22 protein-coding genes and 3 tRNA genes are annotated in these 18,365 nt (G+C 50.8%); 13 read left to right on the top strand and 12 right to left on the bottom strand.

All coding sequences use genetic code 11. The annotated features are described in order from the left end of the window. Window positions 1-526: 526 nt before the first annotated feature. Window positions 527-859, bottom strand: a complete 333-nt coding sequence (locus HYT76_08460; protein ID MBI2083584.1) for a mercury transporter MerT — start codon at window positions 857-859, stop codon at window positions 527-529. 44 nt (window positions 860-903) lie between these two features. Between HYT76_08460 and HYT76_08455 the strand changes: the two genes are divergently transcribed. From HYT76_08455 to HYT76_08435, 5 genes are all read left to right on the top strand, one after another. Next, window positions 904-1,329: a nucleoside deaminase gene (locus HYT76_08455; protein ID MBI2083583.1), complete on the top strand. Its 426-nt coding sequence runs from the start codon at window positions 904-906 to the stop codon at window positions 1,327-1,329. Next, on the top strand, window positions 1,326-1,997 hold the full coding sequence (locus HYT76_08450; protein ID MBI2083582.1) for a DedA family protein: 672 nt from the start codon (window positions 1,326-1,328) through the stop codon (window positions 1,995-1,997). The genes HYT76_08455 and HYT76_08450 overlap by 4 nt, the downstream gene beginning before the upstream one ends. Before the next feature lie 8 nt (window positions 1,998-2,005). Continuing rightward, window positions 2,006-2,677, top strand: coding sequence for a hemolysin III family protein (locus HYT76_08445; GenBank protein MBI2083581.1), 672 nt, complete (start codon window positions 2,006-2,008; stop codon window positions 2,675-2,677). A 173-nt stretch (window positions 2,678-2,850) separates the two neighbouring features. Further along, window positions 2,851-2,937 (top strand) — tRNA-Ser (locus HYT76_08440). Window positions 2,938-3,104: 167 nt separating this feature from the next. Then, entirely contained in the window at window positions 3,105-3,392 is a 288-nt protein-coding gene (locus HYT76_08435) for a hypothetical protein (protein ID MBI2083580.1), read from the top strand. Here the strand turns inward: HYT76_08435 and HYT76_08430 are convergent. Next, window positions 3,382-3,549 carry a hypothetical protein gene (locus HYT76_08430; GenBank protein MBI2083579.1) on the bottom strand — a complete coding sequence of 56 codons (168 nt, stop codon included), beginning with the start codon at window positions 3,547-3,549 and terminating at the stop codon, window positions 3,382-3,384. The two genes, HYT76_08435 and HYT76_08430, sit on opposite strands and share 11 nt — an antisense overlap. On the opposite strand from HYT76_08430, the gene HYT76_08425 reads away from it, so the two are divergent. The 4 genes from HYT76_08425 (at window position 3,549) to HYT76_08410 (ending at window position 5,424) form a co-directional block, all read left to right on the top strand. Beyond that, window positions 3,549-4,052, top strand: coding sequence for an SPASM domain-containing protein (locus HYT76_08425; GenBank protein ID MBI2083578.1), 504 nt, complete (start codon window positions 3,549-3,551; stop codon window positions 4,050-4,052). The two genes, HYT76_08430 and HYT76_08425, sit on opposite strands and share 1 nt — an antisense overlap. Further along, complete coding sequence (locus HYT76_08420; protein ID MBI2083577.1) at window positions 4,046-4,540, top strand: DoxX family protein; 495 nt, start codon at window positions 4,046-4,048, stop codon at window positions 4,538-4,540. The genes HYT76_08425 and HYT76_08420 overlap by 7 nt, the downstream gene beginning before the upstream one ends. Before the next feature lie 203 nt (window positions 4,541-4,743). Then, on the top strand, window positions 4,744-5,337 hold the full coding sequence (locus HYT76_08415) for a TIGR00730 family Rossman fold protein (GenBank protein MBI2083576.1): 594 nt from the start codon (window positions 4,744-4,746) through the stop codon (window positions 5,335-5,337). Continuing rightward, window positions 5,338-5,424: transfer RNA gene (locus HYT76_08410), tRNA-Ser, on the top strand. A gap of 16 nt (window positions 5,425-5,440) precedes the next feature. On the opposite strand, the gene HYT76_08405 is transcribed toward HYT76_08410, so the two are convergent. The 6 genes from HYT76_08405 to HYT76_08380 form a co-directional block, all read right to left on the bottom strand. Continuing rightward, window positions 5,441-6,148 carry a hypothetical protein gene (locus tag HYT76_08405; GenBank protein MBI2083575.1) on the bottom strand — a complete coding sequence of 236 codons (708 nt, stop codon included), beginning with the start codon at window positions 6,146-6,148 and terminating at the stop codon, window positions 5,441-5,443. Continuing rightward, entirely contained in the window at window positions 6,117-7,013 is an 897-nt protein-coding gene (locus HYT76_08400) for a TIGR02147 family protein (protein ID MBI2083574.1), read from the bottom strand. Before HYT76_08400 ends, HYT76_08405 begins: the two co-directional genes overlap by 32 nt. 80 nt (window positions 7,014-7,093) lie before the next feature. After that, window positions 7,094-7,741: a YwiC-like family protein gene (locus tag HYT76_08395; GenBank protein MBI2083573.1), complete on the bottom strand. Its 648-nt coding sequence runs from the start codon at window positions 7,739-7,741 to the stop codon at window positions 7,094-7,096. A gap of 6 nt (window positions 7,742-7,747) precedes the next feature. Beyond that, window positions 7,748-9,718, bottom strand: coding sequence for an acetate--CoA ligase (acs, locus tag HYT76_08390; protein MBI2083572.1), 1,971 nt, complete (start codon window positions 9,716-9,718; stop codon window positions 7,748-7,750). Between the two features lie 76 nt (window positions 9,719-9,794). Next, window positions 9,795-9,881: transfer RNA gene (locus HYT76_08385), tRNA-Ser, on the bottom strand. Between the two features lie 4 nt (window positions 9,882-9,885). Next, entirely contained in the window at window positions 9,886-10,347 is a 462-nt protein-coding gene (locus HYT76_08380) for a DUF2141 domain-containing protein (GenBank protein ID MBI2083571.1), read from the bottom strand. A gap of 124 nt (window positions 10,348-10,471) precedes the next feature. Here HYT76_08380 and dnaX point away from each other — a divergent pair, with 124 nt between their 5' ends. Genes dnaX through HYT76_08360 form a run of 4 tightly spaced genes read left to right on the top strand, consistent with a single transcriptional unit; the run spans window position 10,472 to window position 14,191 of the window. After that, window positions 10,472-12,064: a DNA polymerase III subunit gamma/tau gene (gene dnaX / locus HYT76_08375; GenBank protein ID MBI2083570.1), complete on the top strand. Its 1,593-nt coding sequence runs from the start codon at window positions 10,472-10,474 to the stop codon at window positions 12,062-12,064. Beyond that, window positions 12,061-12,648: a recombination protein RecR gene (gene recR / locus HYT76_08370; GenBank protein ID MBI2083569.1), complete on the top strand. Its 588-nt coding sequence runs from the start codon at window positions 12,061-12,063 to the stop codon at window positions 12,646-12,648. The genes dnaX and recR overlap by 4 nt, the downstream gene beginning before the upstream one ends. Window positions 12,649-12,661: 13 nt before the next feature. Beyond that, window positions 12,662-13,240 (top strand): gliding-motility protein MglA, encoded by a 579-nt coding sequence (locus HYT76_08365; protein ID MBI2083568.1) that lies wholly within the window; start codon window positions 12,662-12,664, stop codon window positions 13,238-13,240. Between the two features lie 42 nt (window positions 13,241-13,282). Beyond that, window positions 13,283-14,191 (top strand): methyltransferase domain-containing protein, encoded by a 909-nt coding sequence (locus HYT76_08360; GenBank protein ID MBI2083567.1) that lies wholly within the window; start codon window positions 13,283-13,285, stop codon window positions 14,189-14,191. Between the two features lie 2 nt (window positions 14,192-14,193). Here the strand turns inward: HYT76_08360 and fsa are convergent, their stop codons facing one another. From fsa to HYT76_08340, 4 genes are all read right to left on the bottom strand, one after another. Next, the gene (gene fsa, locus HYT76_08355; GenBank protein MBI2083566.1) at window positions 14,194-14,838 is read right to left on the bottom strand and encodes a fructose-6-phosphate aldolase; all 645 of its coding nucleotides are present in this window, start codon (window positions 14,836-14,838) and stop codon (window positions 14,194-14,196) included. Continuing rightward, the gene (gene folK, locus HYT76_08350; GenBank protein MBI2083565.1) at window positions 14,822-15,283 is read right to left on the bottom strand and encodes a 2-amino-4-hydroxy-6-hydroxymethyldihydropteridine diphosphokinase; all 462 of its coding nucleotides are present in this window, start codon (window positions 15,281-15,283) and stop codon (window positions 14,822-14,824) included. The genes fsa and folK overlap by 17 nt, the downstream gene beginning before the upstream one ends. A 40-nt stretch (window positions 15,284-15,323) precedes the next feature. Next, on the bottom strand, window positions 15,324-16,487 hold the full coding sequence (locus HYT76_08345; protein MBI2083564.1) for an LL-diaminopimelate aminotransferase: 1,164 nt from the start codon (window positions 16,485-16,487) through the stop codon (window positions 15,324-15,326). Window positions 16,488-16,516: 29 nt separating this feature from the next. Further along, window positions 16,517-18,365: hypothetical protein (locus HYT76_08340; GenBank protein MBI2083563.1), on the bottom strand; the 1,849-nt coding region annotated here is incomplete at its 5' end.

The raw sequence follows: 18,365 nt of genomic DNA, 5'->3' as shown, positions 1-18,365 counted from the left end.
GGGGACACCCTCGCCGGCAAGAAGGGAGGTGGCACAAAGAATAATAATGCCTACGACCGTTATTCGCTTCATTGTGGGCCCGGCAGGATTCGGACCTGCGACCCCCTGCTTAGCATCCCACACTTGGTTTCCCAAGCACCGCTTTTGCGGATTGTAGGCTGGACCATATCTTCACCATTACAGGTGTGACGCGTGTGGTCTCTGAGGGGTCCAAAAGGACTTCCCTGCGGATCACCCAATCCTCCCAGGTTTTTACCCATCGATTGGGTACTAGAAGGCTATCAGGGCTTCCCCGCATATAGCGCCATCCACTTGGTTGGTTTGTTTCCCAGACCAAGGCTCCTCTATTGAAGGCAGGTGCTCTATCCCCTGAGCTACGGGCCCATTTGTATTGCCTAATTCATATGTATAAAAGATCGAGTGGTCAAACCTCTTGCATAGATTCTTTGCTATGCCTTCTTAAATAATGTCTGCGTAAGTCTCAGCCCAATGAATAAATTTTTTCTGATTATTAGATGGCTCCCTTTTATCTCATGAATTTCGCAATTAAATAAGGTCCGATCAAGAAGATTATCGCGAGGAGGGTCGAAATCCAGAGGATCCATTTTGTGATCCCTTGGGTCTTCGGGTTGCAAAGATTTGGATTTTCGCAGGTTGTCGGCTTTCGTCCGTAAACAAGGTAAAATGCGGTTCCCAGGAGGGCGAATGTCGCGACGGTAAAATATTTCTGATACGGGACAAAGGCCGAGGCGAAACCGATGGTTCCGGTGAGTCCGAGGAGCATAAGGGGCAGGGCGCAACACGAACCGAGAAAGGCGGTCACGCCGGCGCCGATAGCGGTGAGTCGAGAGAGTTGCATAAAATCGTTGCCCTATCTTAAACTAATTCTTTATAAGATAAAATATGAAATCCTCTGATGAATTTTTTATGAAACATGCGCTCCGTGAGGCGGAAAAGGCCTTTAATAAGGATGAAGTGCCAATTGGTGCCGTTGCCGTTTATGAGGGGAAAATTATCGGGCGAGCCCACAATATTCGTGAGACGACACAGGACCCACTAGGCCATGCCGAGATCCTGCTTCTCAAAAAGGTCTCCAAGAAACTCAAGAGCTGGAGGCTGAATGGGGTCACGATTTACGTAACACTCGAGCCATGTCTCATGTGCATGGGGGCGCTGCTTCAGGTGAGAATCGATCGACTGGTTTTTGGAGCAACGGCTCCGAATTCAGGGGTGGGGGATCATCAGATCGAAGTATCGACAGATGTTTTGGCGGCGGATTCAAAGAAATTGTTGAAACATTTTTTCCAAATCCTTAGAAAACCAAAATGAGTTTCGATGCCTTCATTGATTTCTGCATCAGTTTGTTTAAGACCCTCCTTGAGATCTTCCTCCATCTCGACGTTCATTTAAATGAATGGTTAGGGATTTTTGGCCCCTGGATCTATCTTCTGATCTTCCTGATAATTTTTTGCGAAACCGGTCTGGTGGTGACCCCTTTTTTGCCGGGTGATTCTCTTCTATTTGCCCTCGGTGCGATGGCGGCGACAGAGCAGTCTGTATTGAAAATCAGTTGGCTTGTTCCTCTCCTTTTTTTAGCGGCTGTCATCGGGGATGCGGCAAATTACTCGATCGGTCGTCGTGTTGGGCCCAGGATTTTTAATCGCAAAGAAAGTTGGTGGCTCAATAAAAAGCATCTCTTGGCGACGGAGGCGTTCTACGAGAAGCATGGAGGGAAGACGATCGTGATTGCCCGCTTCATGCCGATCATCCGGACCTTTGCCCCTTTTGTTGCCGGGATTGGTATTATGCGGTATAGGCGTTTTGCAATTTTTAATGTTACCGGTGCCCTCTTGTGGGTCCTTGTTTTTCTGCTGGGAGGTTATTATTTCGGCAATATTCCAGGTGTGAAGAAAAACTTCGAGTTTGTGATTGTTGGCATTATTTTTGTTTCTTTTCTTCCCCTTGGGTACCGGATTTTGAAGGCGCGATTTGCTTAGGAGGTACTTTGACAACGCCGCTTTTGAGTAAAGATGGCAGCACCCATGTGACTGATGAGGTCTACAACACGCTGATTTCCTCTCTTGGTGCAGTACTCTCTGCTGCCGGTGTTTGTTTTTTGATCTCTCTCGCCTGGAAGACAGGTCAAACCGAAAAGATCGTTGCCTTTTCTATTTATGGATTTTGTCTTGTGACGATGTTTCTTTCAAGCGCCCTCCACCATGGGATCGATGGCTCTCCGAAAACAAATCATCTCCTTCGCCAACTTGACTACTTTGCCATTTTCTTCGCGATCGCTGGGACGGCGACACCGCTTTGTCTGATCCTTTTGAAGAATACCTTTGGATGGGTCATGATTGGTCTTGTTTGGGCACTCGCAGTGATTGGAATACTCTTCAAGGCGATCCGTCCCAATGCGCCGCGTTGGTTCATGGTCTCTTTTTATATCGGCATGGGATGGCTGGGTCTTTTGATTGTCAAACCGATTTATTTGGCGCTCCACTGGGAGGGGATTTTTTCTTTCATCCTGGGAGGGCTCTTTTTTACCGTGGGAGGGTTGATCTACGTTTTGGAAAAACCAAACCCTTTCCCCGGCAAGTTCGGCTTCCATGAGATTTGGCACTGCTTCTTCTTGGCCGGCTCCGCGAGTCATTTTTATGTGATCAGCTTGCTTGTGTAAGAGAAGAAGGGTAGGGGAGAGAGAGCAGGATTTCTCCCTAAAGATAATAATAGCGAACGAGGCTTTGGAGGATCGGATTTACTCCGTCCGACAAAACGGAGTGAGCGGTGACATACTGGATAACTCGATGAGGGGTTTTGGGGAGAGAGCAGGATCTCTCCCCAAAATATAATGGAGAGGTGGCCGAGTGGTTGAAGGCGCTACCCTGGAAAGGTAGTATACCCGCAAGGGTATCGCGGGTTCGAATCCCGCCCTCTCCGCAAAAAAGTCGGCTCGAACCCTTGTGGCTCTCGACGGCATTGGCGGTGATCTTCTTGATTGGTCCACATTTGATTGGTTGATTCGCTAGCACCGGCAAAGCCGGATGCTCGCTAAAGTTGGGGGAAGAATCCTCTCTCCCCCCAACGCCCCTCATCGGGAGGAAAGTATGAATGATACCTGTTGCAATGGAATTTGCGAGGTTACTGACAAGGAGACGGGCCATGCCCCGGCATCTCCTGTAAAAGAGAGGTATGATTCATCACCGATCTGTTATTGCTTTCATATCTTTCGACAGGATATTGAGCAGGAGATCAGAAAAACCGGGAAGACAACCATCCCTGATTTCCTAAGGGCGCAAATCAAGTCCGGCAACTGCCGTTGTGAGGCTGTCAACCCAAAGAAGACCTGTTGTCTGGGAGATATTTCAAAGGCAGTCAAAGAGATTAAAGGCTAACCCTGAGGTGCTTTTTCAGGTCCGGGAGTTTCCCTTCAAGGACTGCTCTCGCATGGATTCGGCAATCGAGGAAATGGGAGAGAAATTCGGGTTGATCCTTGAGCATTTCGCGGACCTCTGACTCCGGGACATCGAGAAGGGCGATGGTGCTGATCAATGAATTTCTCCCGAACAATCTTCACGAGGAGATCAGGCGACGGCAACTGTTACTCCTGCAACAAAAACTACCTCGAGACGGGGGTGTTTACGAACTGGTTCGAAGAGTTCTTTGAAACGATAGTGATCAAGAGGCATCGCCTTTACGGACCACGGCCCGTCGATCCGGAGTGTCAAACCTGCCTGTATCAACCGATCTGCCACAGCGGCTGTCCGCTCACACGGGAGGAGGGAAAATCGGTCGATTGCCGGATCAAGAAAGAGATTTATGCGCACCTCACGGAAGGTGGGATCGATCCCGGACTTTTCTTTAAGATTCGGAAAAGATCAACATCGAAGACGATAAAGATTGCAAGATTCCTGGATCTATTATTGAAAAACAGACAGATGACGATTGGAGAGGCCCAAAGAAAGCTTCAGCTCACCGACAACGAGAGGGATGATTCACTCGAATTTATCAAAAAACTGCACAAAGAGGGCGACCTCAAGGAGGGTTTATGTTGACCAAACTTAAAGCAATCTACGAGAAGTGGCTGGTCTGCACTGGTGTGCTCGCGAGTTTCTTTCTCCTACTCACAAGGATCAACTGGGGGTGGCAATTCGTCGTCACCGGCAAGGGGAAGTTGGCCAATCCCGGTCCGGTCATCGAATTCTTTCAGGGACTCGGGATCCCGTTTCCGATCTTCAACGTTTATCTGGTCGGTCTGACGGAATTTTTGGGTGGGCTCTTCTTGATCCTTGGACTCGGATCCCGACTCATCACGATCCCTTTGGCGATCACGATGTTCGTCGCCTATCTGACCGCCGATCGCGCCGCGTTCTTCTCGTTTTTTACCGATACCGATGCCTTTGTGAAGGCGACCCCGTTTCCATTTCTGATTACGGTCCTGACCGTTCTGTTCTTTGGAGCAGGGTTCTTCTCGATCGATCGGTTGTTTGGGAGATTCGTTAAGAGAAGGATCTCTGACCATTGCGAAAATTCGTGTCATTGAGATGAGAATTCTTTTATCGTTGTTCATTTGAATCAGCCAGATTGCGAGACTTTTTCGTTTGACCGGCATCACGATGAAGAATCTTAAACCGAGCTGCCTCCTTTTATTATGTCTCATCGTTTTGCTTTCCTTTGTCCCCTTAACTTACAAGAGGCTGAGGAAGGCTTGCCTTTAAAAATTATCTGAACTAACCTGCCGCCTCGATGAAACCGAATTTAAAAAGCATCTGTGTCTTTTGTGGATCGAATGTGGGTCGCAATCCACGCTTCCGGGAAGCGGCTCGCGCGATAGGAAAAGGCGTTGCGGAGAAAGGGATCACCGGTGTTTATGGCGGTGGCGGCGTGGGACTCATGAAGGTTTTTGCTGATTCTGTTCTGGGAAGAGGGGGAAAAATTATCGGTGTGATCCCGGAGATGCTTTTTCAAAAAGAGGTAGGACATGCAGGGCTGACGGAGCTCCACCGCGTCTCTTCGATGCATGAGAGAAAGAAGATGATGTATGATCTCTCGGACGGGTTCATTGCGCTTCCGGGTGGGTTTGGAACCTTCGAAGAAATTTTGGAGATTATCACATGGGGGCAGTTGGGGCTTCATTCAAAACCGTGTGGGGTTCTGAATATTGACGGATATTATGATGCGTTCCTGACACAGATTGAAAAGGGGACCCAAGAAGCCCTTATCCGTCCCGAACATCGGGCTTTGATTCTTATTGAGAGAGACCCCTTGGCTCTCTTGGAAAAAATGGAATCGTTTCAACCGGCTCATGTTGAGAAGTGGATCAATGAGGATGAGGTATGAGGAGGGGTGGCCGAGTGGTTGAAGGCGCCAGTCTTGAAAACTGGAGTACCCGCAAGGGTACCGTGAGTTCGAATCTCACCCCCTCCGCACCGAAAAAAACACCTTATTTCTTTTTGGAATTCTTTTTCTTTTGCAGCTTAGTGGGTGCCGCCTGCCGACGAAGGATTTGGAGCGTATGAGGATTAGCGAAAGGACCTTCCCTCATATTGTCGTAGTCGAGTCGTTCGACCGCTTCAGTTTCGGTTTCTAGAGCGCCAACAGAAGAGGCACTCTCATGATGATTCATAACAGCAGTCTCTTGGTCCTGATCAAGACTAGGACGAGGCGGTTTCATCATGACTGTCGGTCTTCCCTCATCTAAGGATATTCCTAAGTCGAGATCTTTATCGTTGCTACGCAGTTTCCCTTCATTATCAATTTTATATGAAGTTGAGGTGATCGAGCAGACGATATTTCCCTCTTCATCTTCGTAAAAGATGACTGTGACCTCCTGTTTTTCGGGATCGAAATCTAACTGATAATTCAGACATGCCGTGTCATCGCCCTCAAGGCTTCCAGTGAGAGTCCGGTTATTATCGATGTAATCCGACAATTCCTCATCGGATGATGGATCCGGGGTCGCTGCCTCGTCGCTTCCCTCATCGCTCCATTCTCCATTACTATTCGGATTGCCTGTGCGCGTCGCCTCTCCTTCCGTGTTGGGATTGCCGGTTCGTGTGGCCGAGTTGTCGATACGGCAACTAACCAGCGTGAAAAGCACCACGAGTGTGGATAATATTTTAGCCAACTTTGAGTTGTTGCGGAGCAACATCGGTTTCTCCCTCTTGAAGATCGGTTAGAGAAAAGAGTTGGCAATTAAACTGATACACATGGGGCGCGCTGGGGTCGGTATTTTCGAGGTATTGCATCATCTTATTCTGAAATTCCTGGATCTCCTGTTTGAATTGCCGGAATTGTGTTGGCGTGAGGGCTGCTGTAATGCTGGAGATCTCGCGTTTCGAACCAGCGTCCTTCCCCAGAGACTCCTTGGCGCGCTCCAACATCTCCTCGTGAAACTTGACTACCGAAATCGCTGACACCTCGGCAGGTGTGGTGAGATTCACGACAGTCGGTTTTAGCCTTCCCTGAGCGTCTCTCTCGATCATTTTGAGATCGAGCAGCAGTTGGAGGGTCTTTTTCGCCTCGGTCGGCGTTATCTTTCTTCTCAAGCGGTGGCTGATCCAGACGGGATCCTCACGGAAATTTTCAAGACCGACCATCTCCCGAATGATCGGGGCGTACCAATGATTGAAATATTCGTATTGATCGGTGGCGAGGCGGGTTCCGTTTTCCTTCTGGAGGATCGGCAAGAGTTGTTCATAGTAATACCGTTTTGTCTCCTGGTTCGTTGCCTGATTGAATCGGACGAGGTTCTCGAAATACAAACGTTCTCGAGAGTTGAATTCGAGCGCCTTACAAAAACCACTAAGCGATTTCCCTTCGACATTTTTCTTCCCTTTGATCACATCGAGCAGATAGCTGGGGGAGGAGAGCTCGGCCTTGCGCGAAAAGAGCCGATAAGAGAACCCCGGCTTCTCATTTTTCTTGGACTGGTAGTAATCAGCCAGATAGCGGCGATAATCGGTGTATTCAAAAAGGTTCGGTGAAGGTGATTTTTCTTTGTTTTTCTTGACCATGCTCTGTACTCTCTGGGGGTATTATCGGTGTCTGGTGCGGGATGTTGCGCATTTTTTCGTACGCTTGTGGGGTACACAGATTAGCCAGAAATCCTCATCCAAAGAATAACAGCGAGGAAGAAGAGAGAAGAGTAGATAAGCTCTCTTTTACCGACCTTACGAATATCCAGTCCGGTTTCTTTTCGTCGCGCCACCTTCTCTTTGATTGCGATGATCCGTTGGGTATAGAAGAGTACAAAGAGTATCCAGAGGATAAATATTTTCCAATCAAACTGTTTTGAGGCGGCATAGGCAGCGGCTGGGGCGAGCAGGGAGATCCCGAGCATCGCTGTGATTTCCACAAAAAGCGTCCGCTCTTTTCTTTGGATAATAGCGGTTAGATGAAGGGCCAGGGCGAGGGTGGCAAGAAAAGTGAACGGGAGCAGCCACCACCAGCCCAGTGGATGCAAAAGCGGAAGTCCGACAAGCAGTGTGAAAATCGAATAAATCAGAAACCACTTTTTTTCTCGTTTCAACGGAATACCTAACTGACGGGTCACGCGTCTCTTTTTAAAATAGATCCCGACAGGATAACGGGTGAGAAAGCCCCCTAACGCCGCGGGTAAAAGGAGGAGGGGATCCCGGGAAAGTTCGGGGGCCCCGAGCCAGCCCAAGAGAAATGCAGTGACCAGCATCCCCCAGGCACCATGTTCGTTCGGTAAAAGGATATCTCGAGGGAAGAATCCCATATCCTTCTATTGTTTATTTTTTATCAGTTGTTCGACTACAGTTGGATCAGCGAGCGTTGTTGTATCGCCGATTTCGTCAGGTTTTTCTTCGGCGATCTTTCGCAAGATCCGGCGCATGATCTTGCCCGAACGCGTTTTTGGGAGGGCAGGGGCAAACTGGATCTTTTCCGGTGTCGCGATCGCGCCAATCTCTTTGCGGACATGCTGATACAGCTCTTTATTGAGGGGTTCTGACGGTTCAAAACCTTCGCGGAGCGAGACGAAGGCGTAGATCCCTTGGCCCTTGATCTCATGGGGGATTCCGACGACCGCTGCTTCCGCGACGGAGGGGTGCGCGACGAGGGCGCTCTCGACCTCGGCGGTACCGATCCGGTGCCCTGAGACTTTGATTACATCATCGATCCGCCCCATGAGCCAAAAATAACCATCTTCATCACGCCGCGCGCTGTCGCCAGTGAAATAACGTCCGGGGAATTGGGTAAAATAGGTCTCAATAAAACGATCATGCTGCCCGTACACCGTTCGCATAATCCCGGGCCATGGCTTTTTGATGATGAGCAGTCCCCCCTCGTTCGTTTTACATTCACTGCCGTCTTCCTTCAGGATCGCCGGTTCGATGCCGAAGAAGGGGAGTGAGGCGGAGCCCGGTTTTGTTGGCATCGCTCCGGGAAGAGGGGTGATCAGGATCCCCCCGGTCTCGGTCTGCCACCAGGTGTCAACGATCGGGCAACGTCCGCCACCGATTTTTTTGTGGTACCAGATCCAGGCCTCCGGATTGATCGGTTCACCGACAGAGCCGAGGATTTTTAGTGAACTTAAGTTATGTTTTGCCGGCCATTGATCCCCTTCGCGCATGAGCGATCGGATCGCGGTCGGTGCGGTATAAAGAACATTGACGTGGTGTTTTTCGACAATTTTCCAAAACCGTCCTGGATCGGGATAGGTCGGGATCCCCTCGAAGAGAACCGAACTGGCACCGGCACAAAGCGGGCCATAGAGGGTATAGGTATGTCCCGTGATCCAGCCAATATCAGCGGTGCACCAGTAAAGATCTTCAGGATGATAATCGAAGATGTCACGAAAACTTTCTGCGGCGTAGACCATATATCCTGCCGTGGTGTGAACCGCCCCTTTGGGCTTTCCTGTCGAACCGGAGGTGTAGAGAATAAAGAGCGGGTCTTCTGCATCCATTTTTTCGGCGGAGCAGGAGTTTGAGGCAGAGGCGATTTCCTTATCCCACCAGAGATCGCGACCTGTTTGCATCGGGACTGGCTCCCCTGTTCGGCGGACAACAAAACATTTTTCCAGTGAAAGCTTCTTCGACTCGCAGAGTTTGAGCGCCTCATCGGCGATTCCCTTGAGCGGGATTTTTTTATTCCCACGAAATCCACCATCCGAGGTGATCAGGTAACGGCATTGTGCGTCGAGGATCCGGTCGGAGAGCGATTCGGCCGAAAATCCTCCGAAGACGACCGAATGGATCGCCCCGATCCGGGCGCAGGCGAGCATGGCGATTGGCAACTCCGGGATCATCGGGAGATAGATCGCGATCCGGTCACCTCTTTTCACCCCATGGGATTTGAGGACATTCGCGAATCGACAAACTGCTTCAAAAAGCTCACGATAACTGATTCTCTTCTCCTCTCCCGGCTCATTGCCGATCCAGAGATAGGCGAGTCGATCGCCATTTTTTCCCAGATGACGATCAAGGGCATTGACAGAGAGATTCGTCTTGGACCCGCCAAACCATTCGACCCGGTACGAATCTTTCCAATCGAAGCGGAGGACTCGATCCCATTTTTTGAACCAGAAATAATTCTCGGCCCTTTCGGCCCAGAATTTTTCGGGGTCTTTCAGCGAGGCTTCATAAAGTTTCGTATAGGCCGAGAGGTTCTTCACCCAAGCTCGGTCTGAGACCTCTTTCGGAGGGGGGAAGAGACGTTTTTCCTGTGACAGCGACTCGAGTCCTTCAGTCATATTGGCCACTATGAAACAAGACCGGAACCTTTTTCCAGTGAAATGTTGGTTTCGAATCCCATCATTAATTTTTTTACGGAGAGGGAGGGATTCGAACCCTCGATACCCTTGCGGGTATACTAGTTTTCGAGACTAGCGCCTTCAACCACTCGGCCACCTCTCCAAATTCAATCCTTTCGATACTCGAGCTGAATCACGATCTTTTTACTCTCTCCAGCAGTTAGAGGGAATTTCGATTTCTTAAAACTCGGTGCTTTCAATGTGACCTTTTGATCGTTTGAGAAACCGACTCCTTCTTTGGGAAATCCGAGACCGGTTCGATCCACCTTTCGATTCCCGTTTGTGTCATGGAGGACCGAGACCGCGTAGTCGCCCGGTGGAAGGCCCTCAAAGTTAAATATTAAACTGCCCTCTCCTTTTTCATAGGGGATCCACTCCGTCTCATAGGCATGTTCGAGATGGGTCGGATATCCCATGGTACTCGAAAACAGGGCGACACCAACCTCTCCTTTTTTGTTTTTGATCCCCTCCACCTGAACCTCGAGGATCGCCGACTCATCGGCATAGGCGACAGAAACAAAAGATAGAGTGAGCCCCATGAATAACAAGAACAATTTTAGGCGTCTCATCGATCCCTCCTTTCGTTATTTGACCTCTAACACAACTTCTATAAATATTTTAAGGGAGTTGATCAATCCTGATCTTTTGCTTTTTTGACTTGATGATCAGATCAAACCGAGGCAATGAACCCCCATGTCTTCTCGTGTCCTGGCCCTCAAATACCGCCCTCAAACCTTTGAGGATGTCGTCGGTCAGGAAGTCACTGTCAAAATCCTCAAGAATATCCTGACGGAGGGGCGGATCCATCATGCCTACCTTTTTACGGGACCTCGTGGGATCGGGAAGACGTCATTGGCCAGGATCCTGGCGAAGGCGTTGAATTGTCAGAAGACAGACCAGCCGACGACTGAGCCATGTGGTTCGTGCCCTTCCTGCGTGGATATCACGGAAGGACGCTCGATGGCGGTCATGGAGATTGACGGTGCCTCAAATACCTCTGTGGAGGATGTTCGCGAGATCCGGGAAAAGATTCGTTATCTTGCCCCGGGTGGACGCTACAAGATTTACATCATCGACGAAGTCCATATGCTCTCGACCGCTGCCTTCAATGCCCTCTTGAAGACATTGGAAGAACCCCCTCCGCATGCCCTCTTTATCTTTGCAACGACGGAGCCGCAGAAGGTCCCGATCACGATCATCTCACGCTGTCTTCGATTCGATTTGAGACCGATGACACTGAATCTGATCGTTGGTCATCTGAAGAGGATTTCAGAAAAGGAGTCGATCGAGGTCGAGGAGGCAGCCCTCTTCGAAATCGCGCGAGAGGCCTCGGGGGGTCTTCGCGATGCGATCACGCTGCTCGATCAGGTCGCCTCGTATTTTAAAAATCAGGTGAAGGTTCAGGGGATTGAGGAGATTTTAGGTGCTTCCCCCCGTCGGTTTGTGATCTCTATTCTCCGATCGATTTTGAATCGAGAGGCGGCCGAACTCCTGCAAGGACTCAAGGCAGCCTCAGAGGCTGGTATCGATCCCAAGAGATTGGCGAGAGAACTTTTGGAATATCTTCGTCATCTCTTGATTGTTCGGATTCATGAGGATCCGGCCCTCTTTGATCTCCCCTCTGATGAGATCAAAAAGTTAAAAGAGCTCTCCCAATCCGTTTCTGAGAATCTCTTGGATCAATTGTTTCGAATGCTTCAAAAAGGTCTCTCCGATCTTTTACGATCGGCAACGCCGCAAATCGTTCTGGATGTCCTCCTCTTGAGGCTCTGTCATCATGAGGATTTGCAGTCGATTGAGAAGTTGATTCAGATGATAGAGGGAAAAGGTGCTGCTGATTTTGATAGTGATGCGGCGGGTGGCTCGGGTCGGGCGCCCGCCCGCGCGCAACGGGTGAGCACGGGTGGGCGGAACCCGAGCCAGGACCCGCCGATCTCGAATGAAAAGGCTTCCTCAAGTGATCCCAAAGACTGGCAAGGATTTCTTGGAGAACTCCAGTCGAAAAAACCGCAGATCGCCTCTATCCTGGCGCAGGCGTTATCGTCTGATTTTTCCAAAGATCAGGTGATGATCAAATTTCCAGAAAAATCTCTCTCGATGGAGATGTTGAATGAGGCAGCGCGCAAGGCGCAGCTTCTGGAACAGCTCGAACAGTATTTTGGTCGCCCCTTGAAGTTGGTCATTGAAGCAGCCGCTCCTTCCGAGGTGATTACCACCGGGGGAGTGATCGAAGAGGCGATCTCTATTTTTCAACCCAGTTCTTTGACGACAATCCGTTCCTCATGAATCCCTTTGAACGATTGGTAAAAGCTCTGACAAAACTCCCCGGGATCGGTGAGAAATCGGCCTCTCGTCTCGCGCTCTTTCTCACAAAAGAGGATCGTGGGATTTCCCAGGAAATTGCGAATGCCCTGATCGTGATGAAGGAGAAGATCCATTTTTGCAAGCTCTGCCAAAATTTGACCGAGGAGGATCTTTGTTCCCTCTGCCGGGATCCGAGACGAAACAGCTCTCTCTTGTGTGTCGTGGAGGGGCCGCAAGACTTGATCGCCCTCGAGAAGACCTCGGAGTATCGAGGACTCTATTACCTGCTCCATGGGGTCATTTCTCCGTTGGATGGGATTGGCCCTGATGAAATGAAGTTTGAACGTCTCATCAAGAGGATCCGAGAGGGGAAGTTTTCGGAGGTGATTCTCGCGACCAATCCAAACCCGGAAGGGGAGGCGACGGCGCTTTATCTCAAAAAACTTCTCTCTTCGTTAGGGGTGAAGCTGACCCGGATCGCCTCCGGGGTTCCGGTCGGGGGGACATTGGAATACTCGGATCCCCAGACGCTGGCGAGGTCGTTATTGACGAGGAGGGAGTTTTAGGTAGACTGCCTCCATGTCCTTCATCAACCCCCAGACCAAAGAGGTCAACTGCAAGATTGTTTATTGCGGCCCTCCTTTTTCAGGCAAGACCACGAGCCTCCATCAGATCTATGAGCGGGTTGCACCGGCACAGAAAAGTAAACTTGTTTCTTTAGCGGAGAAGGAGCATCGCACCCTCTTCTTCGATTTTCTCCCCCTTTCTTTAGGAGAGGCGAAGGGAAAGAAGCTTCGTCTTCACCTTTATACGGTCCCCGGTCAGTCTCAATTTGATGCGAGTCGGAAGATGATCCTGAAGGGGGTGGATGGTGTTGTCTTCGTCGCTGATTCTCAAGTGGAAAGGCTTGAAGCGACGCTGGAGAGTTGGCGGGATCTTCGGATGAATCTTGCAGAGCTTGGTGTTGATCTGAATAAGTTCCCGATCGTTATTCAGTTGAACAAGCGAGATTTAAAAAATATCGCTCCTCTTTCAGAATTGAAGAAAATCCTTCCGACAGCCGATGGTCTTCATGTCGAGTCTATTGCCACTCGCGGTGAAGGGGTCATGGAGACGCTGCAGGCAGTGGCGAAACAGGTCTTGAAAAATCTGAAATAGCTCCGAAACCATTTCCTCTCTTCTTTCGATAATCAGCCTGTCATGTCTGTTGGTTCTATAAATTCTGGCAATCGGTCGGGAAATTCTCAAGATTATGGGGTGACAACTGTTTCCCGATCCGCAACCATTCCTTGGGGGACGTTGGCGCTTTCCGGTCTTCTTCTCGCCGCTGTGGTCGGTGGCAAAGGGAGGCTTGTGCAATCTGCCAGGAGGGGGGCGAGGGAGTGGTTTGAGAGAGACAGGGACTGGCGACAGGTTTGGCCGGCGATGTTTGATGAGCAGCAGTGGAGGATAGCGGCTCAGGAAGTGGATCTTGTCCTCTCTCATCTGCGACTTCCGCCAGGGGCTGCTCTGCTTGACCTTCCCTGTGGGGTAGGTCGCCATACGCTTGAATTAGCGCGCCGAGAATTTCGCGTAACCGCAGTCGATTTAAATCCCTCAATGCTCCATCAAGCGAGATGGTTGGCCAGAAGGTTTGGTGTTTCGCCTGAGTTTGTTCGGGAGGATATGAGGCGATTTGTGAGACCTGGGACCTTTGACGGGGTGGTCAATCTTGGATCGTCGTTCGGATATTTTTCCGATCCTGCCGATGATCTTAAGGTTGTCGAAAATGCACTGCGATCTCTGAGGCGGGGCGGTTCATTGGCTATTGAAACAGCGGGGAGGGATCTCAAGGAGCCGATTTATCAGGGAAGATTTGGGAAGTGGATTGGGGTGAGACTTTATCGTGGAGAACAACGGTTAACTCCCGATGGTTCAAGGGTGCATCTGATCTACGAATGGCGAGAGGGAGAGAGAACGCGGCGCTGTGATATGAATTTTCGACTCTACTCAGCGGATCAGTTGAGAGCTCTGCTGCGGAGGGGTGGCTTTCGTGATGTCGAGATGCATGACCTCTCCGACCATCCGCTGATTCCAAGGGCAGGATTGTTAGCTGTTGGGAGGAGATAGGGCTACTTCGGAATCTTCTCCCAATCCTTCAAAAACTTTTCAATCCCGATATCGGTCAATGGATGCTTGGCGAGTTGCATGATGACGCTGTATGGGATCGTGGCGACATCGGCACCGATCAGTGCCGCATCGCGGACATGGATTGGGTTTCGAATCGATGCGACGAGGATCTTTGTTTTGAAGGCGTAATTCGTATAAATCTGTTTGATATGCTGGATTAGCTCCATTCCTTCTTCCGATATATCGTCGAGCCGTCCGATAAAGGGGCTGACGTAGCTTGCCCCCGCTTTTGCGATGAGAAGCGCCTGATTCGCAGAAAAAGTGACGGTCACATTGGTCGGGATACTGTCCTTGGCGCAGGTTCGGACCGCCTTGAGTCCCACAGGGGTCATCGGGATCTTTACGACGATATTTTTGTGGATCTTCGCGAAGTGATACGCCTCTTTCATCATCCCGTCGTAATCGAGTGAGATTGTCTCGGCACTGATCGGTCCATTGACGATTGCGGCGATCTCTTTGATCGTCTCATCGTAGTTGCGGCCAGTTTTTGCCGCGAGGGTTGGGTTCGTGGTGACCCCGTCGATAACCCCCATCTCCCAGCACTCACGGATTTCTTTCACATCGGCGGTATCAATGAAGATTTGCATAAAGCTCCTCCATTCTTTTCTTTAGGGTGGGATGCATCAATTTTGGATTTAAATCAACCAAAGGTTTTACGACAAACCACCTTTTTTCAATATCGGGATGCGGAACCTTCAGGCGTTTCGTTTGAATCACTTCATTTCCATAAAGGAGCAGGTCAAGATCGATCGTTCGTGGCTGCCAGTTTCCCTTTTCCTTTCGTCCGAGTTCCCTTTCCACCGCCTCGAGTTTATCTAGAAGATCTTCTGGGGAGAGATTGGTTTCGATCTCGAAGACGCCATTTAAAAAATCGGGCATTGTTTCCCCTGGGCGACAAATCGCCTTTGATTCATAGAGTGGAGAAACTCGCTTCACCGCGATACCGCCGGTGATCAGAAGTTGGCGGGCCCGTTCGATGTTCTGATGCCGATCGCCGATATTAGAACCGACGCCGATGTAGATGATTGTCATAAAATCCCCCCCGGCCCCCCTTTTTCAAAGTGGGGGATTTTCATATCTTCAACCGACCTAGTCTCTCCACCGCCTCTTGCAACCGCGTGTCAGAACAGGTCAGTGAAATCCGTACATACCCCTCACCCCCCTCTCCAAAACCATTTCCGGGTGTGATGACGACGCCGACCTCTTCCAGGACTTTTTTGGAAAATCTTGCAGAGTCATATCCCTTCGGGACAGCGACCCAGAGGGTAATCGCTGCCGCCGAGGAGGCGATATCCCAACCTAATCTCTTCAAACCCTCACAGGTCAGCTTCCGACGCTGTCGGTAAACGCCTCGGATTTCTTCGATGCAACCGGTATTCTCTTCCAGCGCAGCGATTCCAGCCCATTGCACCGCCTGGAAGGCGCCGGAGTCGACGTTGGTTTTGATCTTGCCGAGACCCGCGATCAGGTCCCGATTTCCGCAGGCGAAACCGATTCGCCAACCGGTCATGTTGAAGGTCTTCGAGAGGGAGTGGAATTCAATCCCGACCTCTCGCGCCCCATCGACCTGCAGAAAGGAGGGAGACGGTTCTTTATCGTACTGCTCCGAGTAGGCGGCATCATGGCAGACGATAATATTATTTTTTCTCGCAAACTGGACCACCTCTTCAAAAAAATTGAGGTTCGCGATGGCGGCGGTCGGATTGTTCGGATAATTGATATGGATGATCCTCGCTTTTTTCACGACCTCCTGCGGGATCGATTTGAGATCGGGGAGAAAGTTATTTTCCCTCTTCAAAGGGAGGAAGTACGGTTTGCCTCCGGCGAAGAGGGTCCCGCTCGTGTACGGAGGATAACCGGGGGAGGGGATTAGGACGACATCTCCCGGGTTTACAAAGGCCAAGGGAAAATTGGAAATCCCTTCTTTGGAACCGATGAGTGTCAAGACCTCAGCGAGGGGTTCCAAAGTCACGCCAAAACGCCGCTTCATCCAGCCGGCTGCCGATTCGCGGAAGCGATTCATTCCGGTATAGGCGGGATAGCGGTGATTTTCCGGGTCCTCGGCTGCCTTCTGGAGCGCCTTGATAATATGAGGAGGAGTCGGGAGATCGGGATCGGCGACGCCCAGATCGATCACATCGACCCCCTTTTTCACCTGCTCCGCCTTCAGGCGGTCGAGTTCGGCGAAAAGGTATGGAGGAAGATTTTTAACGCGGTCAGCAAGGGTGAAAGGCATAGCGGATGCGGTTTAACGTGCCTCAGTGATTAGTTCAAGGCGGAAAAGATACCGGTGATTTCCGTGACCCTGTCGTAGCAACTCAAGAGCGCCTGATCTATCAGGTTGAGCGGCCCCAAATCAGGAGAGTCTGGCGCCGCCGCCTCGATTTTCTTCCCGATCGTTGTCCTCAAGACAGAGAGCGGGTGGAGGATCTCGTTTCGAACGTAATTTTCGGAGACATTTTTTTCGCTGTATCGTTGCCAGGCAGGTGCTGCCCGTCTGGCAATAGCACTCTCGAAGGCGGTATTGAAATGACCGATGATCTGGATTGCTGATGTTGAGAGTGCGGCGATCTGGATCTGATCGAGCTCCGTGATCTTCCCCTCAGAGAGTTGATAACGAGCCTTTTGTAAAAATTTGACCATAAATTCTGTAGTCACGAGAAGATTAAAGAGCTCTTCGGGTACCGCAGCCTGTTTTGCACGACGCGCCTCTCTATAGGTAGTCAATTCCCCTTCCGTGGAGGAGGTCAGCCTCTCCAGGGCGAGCCTTTCAAACGGGACATCTCTCAGGAGATGCAGGTAGAGGCAGGAGATCAGATACGGTCCCGCGTCGACGAGCGAAGGGATCACATCGTTCTCATGCCGTGCCTTCGAGATCTCGTCATAGCTTGTCCATCCGCCCGCTTTGATCTTATCCATCTGTTGAGTGATCGCTGTGGAAAGGAGTCCTTCCATCCCCTCTGATTTTGCCTCATAGACCCGGATGACCGCCTGGCGGAGTACCTCATACGCCTGCTCAAATGCAGGTTGGCTTCTCTCATCATGATAGCTTTGAGGGTGGGTGTATTTCCCTGTCTCGCAATCAAGCTTTCGGAGCAGGAGATAGGCGAGGTTTTCCGAAATCATCCCCTCGAGGGTTCTTGCTTGTCGATCAAAATCTGCCGCATCGGTCGAAATTTCCCGAACGCGTTCGCGCATCGCATCACGACTGGCAATAATCATCGCGATGCGTCGCATGCCGATCAGGTTATTCAGCGTAAGAAGTTCGGATGTCCAACTGCTCTCTCCGGCCTCGGGGCCTAAGCGTTCGGTCGCCTCTTTTCTGATCATGGCAAGCTCGGATTCGGCCCGGGTCATCTCCTCAAAGTGCGCCTTGGGATCGAGGCCTAATTCCCTCCAGAGGGGGACCCTTTCATGAATCGACTCCCAACAGGCCGCCTCGAGCGCTGGCTCCTTCGCGAGGAGACGCGCGAGTTGCTTGTAATGAACCAGTTTATCGCCCCCCATCCAGATAACGAGCAGAACGGTCCGGGTACTGACCCTGCCCAGACAGTCATAGAACCACGCACGAAAGGGGGGCTCTTCTCGCATCCGTTGGATAAAATCTTGCTTGGTGGGAGAGGGCTCTCCCGCCGGCGATTCATAAATCGCCTTAAAAATCTTCCAGGCGTTGGTGACATCAATTGCATCAGGCCATTTGACCGAAGGTCTTCTCGTGGGCGTCGTCGGTTCCGTCGTTCCCAAGATAAGGGGTAGGCAAAGGGTTGAATCATGAGGGATGACGCTCGCCGCCAGACCGGCAGCGACACACCCTGCGGTGATCCTGAGACCGCTTTGGTAGGTGGTGTCGGTCAACCACCGGGTCTCATTTTCAATCCGTGCCTCATGGATTTTGGTAAAGACAATTCCCAGACTTTTTTGGATCTCCGTGTCCCACTGTTGCATCTCCTTATGAAGGATCGAGATCTGATGAGGCAGCATCTTTCCTCCCATATGAAGCAGCGCGAGGTCTTTCGATTCGTTTCCAATGTTCGTGACGAGATCGTGAAGAGATGAGGAGATCGGCTTTCCGAAGACAATCGGGTTCACCACCGTCTGCATCGCGATCGAGGCG

Source organism: Deltaproteobacteria bacterium (genome assembly GCA_016180845.1).
In the GTDB taxonomy this organism is placed as follows: Bacteria; UBA10199; UBA10199; order JACPAL01; family JACPAL01; genus JACPAK01.
The sequence above is the reverse complement of the archived record's forward strand: the minus strand, read 5'-3'. Positions and strand labels throughout refer to the sequence as shown.

Excerpts from the sequence above, each read along its gene's own strand:
- HYT76_08425 (MBI2083578.1), top strand. The coding sequence starts at position 3,549 with ATGAATTTCTCCCGAACAATCTTCACGAGGAGATCAGGCGACGGCAAC.
- HYT76_08460 (MBI2083584.1), bottom strand. The coding sequence starts at position 859 with ATGCAACTCTCTCGACTCACCGCTATCGGCGCCGGCGTGACCGCCTTT.
- recR (MBI2083569.1), top strand. The coding sequence starts at position 12,061 with ATGAATCCCTTTGAACGATTGGTAAAAGCTCTGACAAAACTCCCCGGG.
- HYT76_08400 (MBI2083574.1), bottom strand. The coding sequence starts at position 7,013 with ATGGTCAAGAAAAACAAAGAAAAATCACCTTCACCGAACCTTTTTGAA.
- folK (MBI2083565.1), bottom strand. The coding sequence starts at position 15,283 with ATGACAATCATCTACATCGGCGTCGGTTCTAATATCGGCGATCGGCAT.
- acs (MBI2083572.1), bottom strand. The coding sequence starts at position 9,718 with ATGACTGAAGGACTCGAGTCGCTGTCACAGGAAAAACGTCTCTTCCCC.
- HYT76_08365 (MBI2083568.1), top strand. The coding sequence starts at position 12,662 with ATGTCCTTCATCAACCCCCAGACCAAAGAGGTCAACTGCAAGATTGTT.
- HYT76_08420 (MBI2083577.1), top strand. The coding sequence starts at position 4,046 with ATGTTGACCAAACTTAAAGCAATCTACGAGAAGTGGCTGGTCTGCACT.
- HYT76_08415 (MBI2083576.1), top strand. The coding sequence starts at position 4,744 with ATGAAACCGAATTTAAAAAGCATCTGTGTCTTTTGTGGATCGAATGTG.
- HYT76_08450 (MBI2083582.1), top strand. The coding sequence starts at position 1,326 with ATGAGTTTCGATGCCTTCATTGATTTCTGCATCAGTTTGTTTAAGACC.
- fsa (MBI2083566.1), bottom strand. The coding sequence starts at position 14,838 with ATGCAAATCTTCATTGATACCGCCGATGTGAAAGAAATCCGTGAGTGC.
- HYT76_08380 (MBI2083571.1), bottom strand. The coding sequence starts at position 10,347 with ATGAGACGCCTAAAATTGTTCTTGTTATTCATGGGGCTCACTCTATCT.
- HYT76_08345 (MBI2083564.1), bottom strand. The coding sequence starts at position 16,487 with ATGCCTTTCACCCTTGCTGACCGCGTTAAAAATCTTCCTCCATACCTT.
- HYT76_08435 (MBI2083580.1), top strand. The coding sequence starts at position 3,105 with ATGAATGATACCTGTTGCAATGGAATTTGCGAGGTTACTGACAAGGAG.
- HYT76_08455 (MBI2083583.1), top strand. The coding sequence starts at position 904 with ATGAAATCCTCTGATGAATTTTTTATGAAACATGCGCTCCGTGAGGCG.
- HYT76_08395 (MBI2083573.1), bottom strand. The coding sequence starts at position 7,741 with ATGGGATTCTTCCCTCGAGATATCCTTTTACCGAACGAACATGGTGCC.
- dnaX (MBI2083570.1), top strand. The coding sequence starts at position 10,472 with ATGTCTTCTCGTGTCCTGGCCCTCAAATACCGCCCTCAAACCTTTGAG.
- HYT76_08360 (MBI2083567.1), top strand. The coding sequence starts at position 13,283 with ATGTCTGTTGGTTCTATAAATTCTGGCAATCGGTCGGGAAATTCTCAA.
- HYT76_08405 (MBI2083575.1), bottom strand. The coding sequence starts at position 6,148 with ATGTTGCTCCGCAACAACTCAAAGTTGGCTAAAATATTATCCACACTC.